Genomic DNA, 9,560 nt, shown 5'->3' with positions numbered 1-9,560 from the left:
GTGATTGGAGTGATGAGGGTGGTGATGATGATCATGATCGCAATGTTCATCACACCCATGATCGTGATCATGATCGTGGTCGTGCTCAGGGTGCTCGTGTTCAGGATGAAAGTAGCGATCGCTCTGAAACAATCCCACACTCAAAATCAAGGGCAGCGGTACCTGTGCCTTCACGGTGCGAATAATCCGTGCCCCCTCCCGCATCTCGTGAATTCGCCGTTCGAGCTCCTGCAAGCGTTCCTCGGTGACTAGATCTGCTTTGTTGAGCAGAATAATGTCACCGTAGGCAATTTGGCTTTGGGCAGCGCTGCTATTGAAAAGATCCAGACTAAAGTTCTCCGCATCCACCACGGTAATAATCGAGTCCAAGCGGGTGAGATCCCGCAGATCGGTCCCCAGAAAGGTTAGAGCCACCGGCAACGGATCCGCCAATCCCGTTGTTTCCACCACCAAATAGTCCACCTTGTCGGGCCGCTCAAGAACCCGATAGACGGCATTCACCAAGTCGTTGTTGATAGTGCAGCAGATACAGCCGTTGCTGAGCTCCACCATGCCCTCATCTTGGGACACCAAAAGCTGGTTATCAATGCCAATCTCGCCAAATTCATTGACGAGTACAGCGGTTTTGAGGCCTTCTTGGTTTGTGAGAATATGGTTTAAAAGGGTTGTTTTGCCACTCCCCAAAAAACCAGTGATGATGGTGACAGGCAGACCGTGTTTTTCAGCCTGCATTTTGGGAGAGGGATCAGAAAGGGTAGTTGTCATAGGTCAATGGCCCAAGAAAAAGAGAATCATTCTCATATTTTAAGTCGAAAAAAGAACTTGCCCATCCTTCCTAGGGAACACCGCCAAGGGCGATCGCTGTGCTGTAGGCTAGAAGCAACCACTTTACGCCGATTTCTAGATTTAGCCATTCCCAAAAGGGCAATGCCACTCACTGCATGTATCCCCTATCCCTACCAAGGGTTCTAGGAAATACGGTAACCTGTTGGAGCCTCATCATTCAACCATCTATGTCGAACCAGCCGTTGCAACGCCGCACCAAAATTGTCGCCACCATTGGTCCAGCAGTCAGTCACCCCGACAAATTGCGCGCCATTATTCAAGCGGGAGCAACCACCCTGCGTCTAAACTTTTCCCATGGTACCCATGACGATCACCAGCGCAGCATTCGCCTAATTCGCCAAATTTCCTACGAACTCGGGCAACCGGTGGGCATTTTGCAGGACTTGCAAGGCCCCAAGATTCGCCTTGGGCGGTTTGAGCATGGCTCCATTTCCCTGAAGCGGGGCGATCGCTTTACCCTCACGAGTCGCCCTATCATGGGCAATCAGCACATTAGCTCGATTACCTATCCCCCCTTGGCTCAAGAGGTGCCCGCCGGTGCCACGATTTTGCTCGACGATGGCCGCGTGGAAATGTTCGTGGAAGAAGTGGATAAAGAAGCGGGTGAGCTCCATTGCCAAGTGGTTGTTGGGGGCACGCTCTCCAATGCCAAGGGTGTGAACTTTCCGGGGGTTTACCTCTCGATTAAAGCCTTGACAGAGAAAGATCGCGAAGATCTGATGTTTGGCCTCAATCAAGGGGTAGATTGGGTGGCTCTCAGCTTTGTTCGCAATCCCCAAGATGTACTGGAGATCAAAGAACTGATTGCCAACGCTGGGAAGCAGGTGCCAGTCATTGCCAAAATCGAAAAGCACGAGGCGATTGAGCAGATGGATGCCATTCTCTCCCTCTGTGATGGCGTCATGGTGGCCCGGGGTGATCTGGGGGTTGAATTGCCCGCCGAAGATGTGCCGATTCTGCAAAAACGGCTGATCGCTGCCGCCAACCGCTTGGGCATCCCGGTCATTACGGCCACACAAATGCTCGACAGCATGGTGAAAAGCCCTCGTCCTACCCGTGCAGAGATTTCCGATGTCGCCAATGCCATTCTCGATGGCACTGATGCCGTGATGCTCTCCAATGAAACGGCGATGGGGGAATACCCCGTCGAGGCGGTGAAGATGATGGCCACAATTGCTGCCCGCATTGACAACCAACCCCAACTGCGGCAACCTCCCGGGGCGGAGTCTACGGCGGTGCGTTCTATTCCCAATGCCATTAGTCAAGCGGTGGGACAGGTGGCGGCGCAGCTGCATGCCAAAGCAATCATTACCCAAACTAAAACGGGCGCAACGGCCCGGAATGTCTCCAAGTTTCGTCCCCAAATTCCTATTTTGGCGGCAACACCCCATATCGAAGTGGCCCGACGCCTCCAGTTGGTCTGGGGCGTAGAACCGCTGCTGACATTGGACCATCCCTCGATGCGCGAATCCTTCCAGGCAGCGATTAATGCCGCCCAGGAGCGGGGCTTCCTTGAGGAGGGGGATCTCGTGGTCATGACGGCGGGCACACTGCAGGGGGTTTCTGGCTCCACGGATATGATCAAGGTGGAACTGGTCACGTCAGTGATGGGGCGGGGTTGTGGCATTGGCCATGGATCTGTTAGTGGCCCTGCGCGGGTGGTACGCCAAGGGATGCCGGTGCGCACGTTTAATAGTGGGGAAATCTTGGTGGCGGAGCGCACCAGTGCTGAGTTGGTGGAAGTGATTCGCAAGGCGGCAGGCATTATTACCGAGGAGGACAGCCTCACAAGCCATGCCGCTGTCTTGGGGTTGCGGCTGGGGATTCCGGTGATTGTGGGCGTCAAAAATGCCACTCGGCTGATTCGTGAGGGCACCATCCTGACGATGGATGTGGAACGCGGCTTGGTTTATTCCGGTGCCCGCAATGGCGGGGAGCGATCGCCCGAGTAGGAGTGGAGCAGCCAATGACTTTTTTTCGGGCCAACACCTATCTCACAGATTTGGTGATGCGGACGCTCCAGGCGACATGGCAACACTTTCCTTGGCTAGGCCAAGAGGACATTGCCCTGACCTTGCTGGTGTATCCACCACCCATTCCGGTGAATACGGGCGGAGCGCTTACGGCAACAGAATTTTGGCAGTACTTGATTCCCGGCGCTCACTATCGCGGCGATGTGCCGATGTACCCGGCTAGTGTGGTGAAACTGTTTTATCTTGTGGCTTGCCATGAGTGGCTCCACAGTGGCATGCTCCAGCCCGATGCGGAATTGGAACGCGCCATGCGGGATATGATTGTGGATTCCAGCAACGATGCCACCAGCCTAGTGGTGGATATGCTCACGGGAACCACCAGTGGCCCAGTCCTGCCGCCGGAGCCCTTTCGGACGTGGCAATACCAGCGCAATATCGTCAATCGCTATTTTCAGTCCTTGGGGTGGCCAGAGCTAACGCATATCAACGTGAATCAAAAAACATGGTGTGATGGCCCCTATGGACGAGAGCAGGAATTTGTCGGGCGCGATCGCCAGAATGCCAATCGTCTGACAACCAATGCCACGGCCAAGTTAATCCACAGTATTGTTGGCGGCGTTGCGGTTGCTGCCAGCGCCAGTCAAGCGATGATGGAACTGATGGAGCGATCGCTGGATCCAGAGCTTTTGGCTGAGGATCCAGAAAACCAAGTCCAGGGATTTTTGGGGGAAGGGCTACCTCCAGGGACAAAGCTGTGGTCAAAGGCGGGACTCACCAGTTGGGTGCGCCATGATGCGGCCTATATTGAACTCCCGGATCGCTGCCCCTATACCTTGGTGGTCTTTACGGAAAATTCCACTGCCAGTAAAAATACAGAGGTACTGCCCTTCATTTCCCGTCAGATTGCCAGTGGCATTCCCACCCTAGAGGGCGCCGGAGTACTGTAGGCCACTGACAACACCAGCCGCCAAAAGGTGACCAAAGCTGGTGGTGGCCAGCAATTCTGGCAGACCAAAGCCTTCAAAGAGGGCAGGCAAGGCAATGGGTAAGCCGGGGCCTTTTCCCCGCGATTGAATGGCATAGCGGCCAATAGCGATCGCAAACAGGTTGCAGAGGATCACCACCAGCCCCACAGAGGGCGTCCAAGTGGTATCGGGGAGCGTGGCTAACACCATGGTTCCTCCTAAATGGGTACAATTGCCCATGAATTATACGGAACCACCGGATTGCCCCCGCCAGTTCTTTACAAAATAGTGCATCTTGTTACAAATGCTTAACGCAACCACCCCTGTAAAAATTGCCGTCAAAATTTGTGGTTTGACCCTGCCCGAGCAGGCGATCGCGATCGCCCAAATGGGTGTCAGTGCCCTTGGCTTCATTAGTGTCCCCCATTCGCCCCGCTACGTCAGCCCCCCAACCATTGCAGACATTTGTCGGCAGTTGCCCCCTTCCGTGCTGACGGTAGCTGTTGTCGCCAATCTTGATTTCGAGGCATTAGCCAATTTAGTCACAACCACAGGGGTACAAGCGCTACAGCTCCATGGCAGTGAATCGCCTGAATTTTGCCAATCGGTGCGCCAGACCTTCCCTCATATCGTGCTCATCAAAGCCCTGCGGGTGCGATCGGCGGCCACCCTCACCGAGATTGCCGCCTACACCCCGATTGTAGATCGCATTCTCTTGGATGCTTACCATCCACAGCAGTTGGGGGGCACGGGTCAACCCTTTGACTGGACGCTACTTAAAGAGTTACACATTCCTTGCCCTTGGTGGCTGGCGGGGGGCATTACACCCGAAAATTGCCGTCAGGCGATCGCTCAAACCCAGCCCCAAGGAATTGACCTTGCCAGTGGGGTGGAAAGTCGGCCGGGGGTCAAGGATTTAGGGCGCGTGGCAGCGTTGCTGAGCAACCTAGGGATAAATGCAAACCATTCCCTGTACCCTGAGGGCAGCCGCTTCTAGCCGCAACTCTTGAATAGCGACCCCATCACCCAAATCAATGGTCACCGTGGGGTGAATCTCACGTTCCCCTTGCCAGTGCACCTTTTCTAAGCAGAGCGTCCGTTCATCCTGCAAGCGCACATGGGTCATGAGATGCCAATCCCCCTGCTCTCCTTGGGCATTCACCATCGAGAACCTCAGTTTGAGGCAGCCAGTCCCCAATTCTCCCTGTGTATGCAGCAGTTGCCACTCTTGGAGATCCACTCCCGGCTTGCCCAAGCCCCGCTGATGGAGCAACTTCAGTAGTTCCCGTAGGCCGGATTGCAGGAGGGGGGCCCGCAAGGAGGCGTTCAGATCGGCTTGGCTGAGAACCAGTTCGCCCCGCAGCGGCACGGGTGCCAATAGTTTTAGGGGTTGGCCCCGCAACACCTGCCCTAGATTAATCTGAATCTGTTCTGCTTGGACTGCCGCTTGGCGCAATTGAATCCCGCGATAACTGGCTGTTGCTGCGGCAATGCGCACGTGCGGTAAGTACCCCCGCAATAGCTGGCGATCGCCCCCTTGAATCTCAATTTCCAGTCCGGTTGCCTGCTCTAGCTGTGAGGATAACCACCACTGCAGTGCCGGTCGCAATACCCGTGGAATCAGCCCCCGCTCAGCAACAGGAGATGAAGCAACCAAAGCCTCAGCCATTTCTGGCGACGTTGACGACATACCGACTCCTCACAACTTTTTCTATCTACTCCCCCTACCTAGGCCGGCTTGTGGGGCTAGTTTGCTGATTTTAACGAAACGAGATATCGGTTGGGTCGTGGCAGAGACAACTTTCCTAACCTGCTAGAACTGGGGCAGTGGCAATCTACCGCTCCCAAAGATTCCCTGAAGTCGCGATCGCCCCGCGGCACTTCTCTGGGGAAGATCTCCTCCCAGGATTGGTTCTAGCCTGAGGGGTGATGCTTTCCTAGGAAGCAAGGGAAGCCAATAGGTGAGGATCAACCTTAAGGCGGGTGGCTAAGGTTTGCAGGTGCCGGCGATCGCCCTCACTGAGGTGCCTGCCCTTCTGCCGCAGTTGACCCATGAGGGTATAAAGCTGCTCCTGCGCTCGATCCAGATTCAGGTTCAAACCCAAGGCATCCGCAACTGTGATCAAGTCCTGCAGCAAGGGGCTCAATTGTCCTAGGGTATGACTCTCCAAATGGTGAGCCAGATAGCGTAATCCCGTAGTAATGTTCTGCTCGAGGAGCCGTTGTTGCTCTTGCAGACTCAGCCGACAGCCCAACAGCCGCGCCTCGCGGGCGATCGCCGCCAATTCTGCCAAATGGCTTTGCAGATCTGCCAAGGGCAAATCCCCCAGATCGCTGAGGTCTTGCTCTAAACTTCGCAAATGGCTAATGGCACGATGGGTCAAAGCCACCGCCGCGGCCACCTGCAACTCTTGGGGCACACTCAGGCCATCCCGCTGAAACCCCATGAGGATGCCGTAGTTATCGCGATAGACTTGGGTATACAGCTGATCCAAGCGGGTCAGGGTTTCCCGCGCCAGCACCCCCATGAGGCGGTGTCGTTCTTCAGCAAAGAGATTGTCCAAGCTGTAGGCCACCCCCCCAAAGCGTTCCGTCATCGCCATCACCACCCGCGCCGCACTGCCCTGTTGGAAGGCTTGCAGGAGATGGGTCTTGATCTGGCTATATTCGCGCCGCCCTTGGAAGGGTTGAATGGCACAGTGGAAGTCCCAGCCCCCCAGGTGCAAGACAGCAAAGATCAACAGTTGTGACTCGGTTGTAATCGTCGAGGTGAGTTGAATTTGGCCGATCGCCAGCGTCAGGCTGCCCATGCGTTGGAGATGGTAATCCCCCTGCTCAATCTCATAACAGTAGAGTTGGTGTTGGCGGGAATAACTGTTAAAGAGGGAACCGATGGCATAGTGGGCAGCCACCTGCTGTAAGCTAATTTGAGCTGTTTTTACCAACTGGTGATAGACCCTTGCCCCATCGCCAAACTGCGGTACGTTGCTGGGGGCCGCTGCCAGCCGCTCAATAAACTCGGTTTCCAACTGTACACCGGCGACATCCCCTGCCAGTTCGATTGCCCGTGCCGCATAGCGGAGAATTTGCACCCCCTCCGGCCGCGAGAGTTCATCAAAGAACCAACCACAACTGGTAAACATCAGCAGGGCATGGTGCTGCATCTCCAGCAGACGCAGGGCATCCATTTGCTCCCTTTGACTCAGGGGGCGACGTTGGTGGTGGGCCAAAAAGCGGTGCAGGGTCTCCGGGGAGCGATCGGCAATCACCTCAATATAGGCATCACGGGCAGCCCAAACCTCCTGAAATAAATCACTGCCCAGGGTTTCATAAATATCAATGAGCTCATCCCGCAACCAGTTCAGGGCATCCCGCAAGGGGCGTCGCCACCGCTGATGCCACTCGCCACCACCGCCGCAGCCACAATTGTCCTGCCAGCGATCCACTCCATGGGCACAACTCCAAGCGGTGACTGGTTTGAGTTCCACTTCCCAAGTAGGGGGAAAGAGGCTGAGGTAATAGGCAAAGTTGGTCACCTGCCAACCCCGCTGTGGAAATTCCACCTTAAAAGCATAGGCGAGGGCTTTTTCACCGCCATACTTGTGATGGCCAAAGGTCTCACCGTCGGTGGCAACGGCAATAATTTGACTGGGGCGACGATCGCCACGCACGGCCTGCCCCAACCGTCCCGCCAGAAATTGAGAGCTAGTGAGCAGGTCACTAAAGCCTATATCCCGCGAAATGGGACCATCGTAGAAGAAGATGTCTAGGTAATCCCGCTGGCGATCGCCCCCCGGTAAATAGCAGCGATAGGGACGCGTTGGATCAATTTGGCTGCCGCTGACCTCGATCCACTCGGCGTCCCCCTCAGGGAGAATCGGCCGACAGCGTTGAGCCTGGGAAGGCGCCAAAACAGTAAAGCGAATCCCCTCCTGAATCAGTGCGGCTACAGTTTCATCATCAATGGCCGTTTCTGCCAGCCACATCCCCTCCGGTTCGCGGCCAAACCGCCGCCGAAAGTCTGCCTTACCCCAACGAATCTGGGTCAATTTATCCCGATAGTTGGCCAAGGGCAAAATGATGTGGTTATAGACTTGGGCGATCGCGTTGCCGTGGCCATTGAAGCGCTGACAACTGTGGCGATCGGCCTCAATAATGCGCTGATAGACCTCGAGATCGTAGCGCTCAAGCCAACTAAAGAGCGTTGGGCCAATATTAAAGCTTAGGTATTCAAAGTTATTGACAATATCAATGACCTCACCGCGATCGTTGAGAATCCGCGCAAAGGCATTGGGGCGATAGCACTCGTAGTAAATGCGCTCATTCCAATCGTGAAATGGCTGGGCACTGGGTTGGTGTTCAATGGCATTGAGATAGGGGTTTTCGCGGGGGGGCTGATAGAAATGGCCATGGATAGTGATGTACACCCCAAGGGCCTGCAGTTGATCGGCAGCGGGGACAGAAGCTGTAGGCGTCACATCCGTTGAATTCAGCATGCAGATCAACCACAGGACAAGACGGTACGTTTCCTTTCTTTGATCATCGGCGATCGCCCCAGGGGCTAGGCCCTTTGTGACGAAACTTCAAGCTCCGCAAGATGCAGTTACCCTAGGGCACGACCAAAACTGGACAGGGCGCCAAATTAATCACGCGGTTGCTAACACTTTCTTGGAACCCCTCTGGGGTAAGCCCCGTTCCTCGGCAGCCCATAATAATTAAGCTGGCATTGATCTCATCGGCCACATCACAGATAACAAAGGCAGGTTTGCCGCGCCGTAGCAAGGTTTCCGCCACAATCGCCTGCTGGGCAAAGGCTTCCTTCACTCGATTCAAAAACTCAGCGATCGCTGCCTCTAGCTCTGGATCGGGTTCTGGGCTTTCCTCCACCGACAGCAGAAACAACTGGCTCTGGAACAGTTTCACCATCTCAACCACCGTGGGCATGGCTTCTTGGGTGTCACGGCTACGGTCAATGGGAAAAAGAATGGTTTTGAACATAGAGTTACCTCATGGGAGTCAAGTGGAAGGGTACGCCCTTGGGTAGAATCAGGTGAGGGATTTGTAGCGCATCACTCCATCGCTAGCCGGGATTGTTATGCCCCTAGTACTATCATCTATCTTTTAACGCATTTAGGAGGCTCTAGCGTGTCTAAAAAATCCGTAGCGCAGTTATCCGCCGCCGACTTAGAAGGAAAGCGTGTCCTCGTGCGGGTGGATTTTAACGTCCCCGTCGACGAAAACGGGGTCATTACTGATGATACTCGTATCCGTGCAGCCCTGCCCACCATTCAAGACCTGATCAGCAAAGGTGCAAAAGTCATTCTGGTCAGCCACTTTGGCCGTCCTAAGGGCGTGGATGAGAAGTTGCGCCTCACCCCCGTGGCCCAGCGGCTCTCGGAACTGCTCCACAAACCCGTGGCCAAGCTCGATGACTGCATTGGGGATGCCGTGGTTGCCCACACCCAAGCCATGGCTAATGGTGATGTCTGCCTGCTGGAGAATGTGCGCTTCCATCCGGGGGAAGAAAAAAATGATCCCGAATTTGCCAAGCAACTGGCCGCCTGTGCCGAAGTCTATGTCAACGATGCCTTTGGCACTGCGCACCGCGCCCATGCTTCAACCGCTGGGGTGACTCAGTACCTCAGTCCTTGCGTGGCGGGCTTTTTGATGGAGAAAGAATTGGAATATCTGCAAAATGCCATCGAACATCCCCGCCGTCCCCTGGCGGCTATTGTGGGGGGATCGAAAGTTTCTTCTAAGATTGGTGTCATTGAAG

General features: G+C 55.1%; 9 protein-coding genes. 4 read left to right on the top strand and 5 right to left on the bottom strand.

Translation table 11 applies throughout. The features are described from left to right. Positions 1-765, bottom strand: a 765-nt coding sequence (locus H8Q75_RS10585) for a GTP-binding protein (RefSeq protein WP_297041578.1), incomplete at its 3' end; no start/stop codon positions are given. A 248-nt stretch (positions 766-1,013) separates the two neighbouring features. On the opposite strand from H8Q75_RS10585, the gene pyk reads away from it, so the two are divergent. Together pyk and H8Q75_RS10575 are read left to right on the top strand one after the other, a co-directional pair. Further along, a complete protein-coding gene (gene pyk / locus H8Q75_RS10580) occupies positions 1,014-2,798 on the top strand; it encodes a pyruvate kinase (RefSeq protein ID WP_024125265.1) in 1,785 nt (594 codons plus the stop codon). A gap of 14 nt (positions 2,799-2,812) precedes the next feature. Continuing rightward, on the top strand, positions 2,813-3,766 hold the full coding sequence (locus tag H8Q75_RS10575; RefSeq protein ID WP_297041576.1) for a serine hydrolase: 954 nt from the start codon (positions 2,813-2,815) through the stop codon (positions 3,764-3,766). Here the strand turns inward: H8Q75_RS10575 and psaK are convergent. Beyond that, positions 3,743-3,994, bottom strand: coding sequence for a photosystem I reaction center subunit PsaK (gene psaK / locus H8Q75_RS10570; RefSeq protein WP_024125263.1), 252 nt, complete (start codon positions 3,992-3,994; stop codon positions 3,743-3,745). The two genes, H8Q75_RS10575 and psaK, sit on opposite strands and share 24 nt — an antisense overlap. 94 nt (positions 3,995-4,088) lie before the next feature. Here psaK and H8Q75_RS10565 point away from each other — a divergent pair, with 94 nt between their 5' ends. Beyond that, on the top strand, positions 4,089-4,781 hold the full coding sequence (locus tag H8Q75_RS10565; RefSeq protein WP_024125262.1) for a phosphoribosylanthranilate isomerase: 693 nt from the start codon (positions 4,089-4,091) through the stop codon (positions 4,779-4,781). On the opposite strand, the gene H8Q75_RS10560 is transcribed toward H8Q75_RS10565, so the two are convergent. The 3 genes from H8Q75_RS10560 to H8Q75_RS10550 all read right to left on the bottom strand — a co-directional run bounded on the left by H8Q75_RS10560 (position 4,731) and on the right by H8Q75_RS10550 (position 8,782). Then, on the bottom strand, positions 4,731-5,474 hold the full coding sequence (locus tag H8Q75_RS10560) for a DUF2993 domain-containing protein (protein WP_024125261.1): 744 nt from the start codon (positions 5,472-5,474) through the stop codon (positions 4,731-4,733). The two genes, H8Q75_RS10565 and H8Q75_RS10560, sit on opposite strands and share 51 nt — an antisense overlap. 247 nt (positions 5,475-5,721) lie before the next feature. After that, positions 5,722-8,280 carry a DUF3536 domain-containing protein gene (locus H8Q75_RS10555; RefSeq protein WP_297041569.1) on the bottom strand — a complete coding sequence of 853 codons (2,559 nt, stop codon included), beginning with the start codon at positions 8,278-8,280 and terminating at the stop codon, positions 5,722-5,724. 112 nt (positions 8,281-8,392) lie between these two features. After that, entirely contained in the window at positions 8,393-8,782 is a 390-nt protein-coding gene (locus H8Q75_RS10550) for a universal stress protein (protein WP_024125259.1), read from the bottom strand. Positions 8,783-8,929: 147 nt separating this feature from the next. Here H8Q75_RS10550 and H8Q75_RS10545 point away from each other — a divergent pair. Next, positions 8,930-9,560: phosphoglycerate kinase (locus H8Q75_RS10545; RefSeq protein ID WP_297041566.1), on the top strand; the 631-nt coding region annotated here is incomplete at its 3' end.

It is taken from the genome of Thermosynechococcus sp. OHK43, from assembly GCF_014466085.1.
Lineage (GTDB): Bacteria > Cyanobacteriota > Cyanobacteriia > Thermosynechococcales > Thermosynechococcaceae > Thermosynechococcus.
The sequence above is the reverse complement of the archived record's forward strand: the minus strand, read 5'-3'. Positions and strand labels throughout refer to the sequence as shown.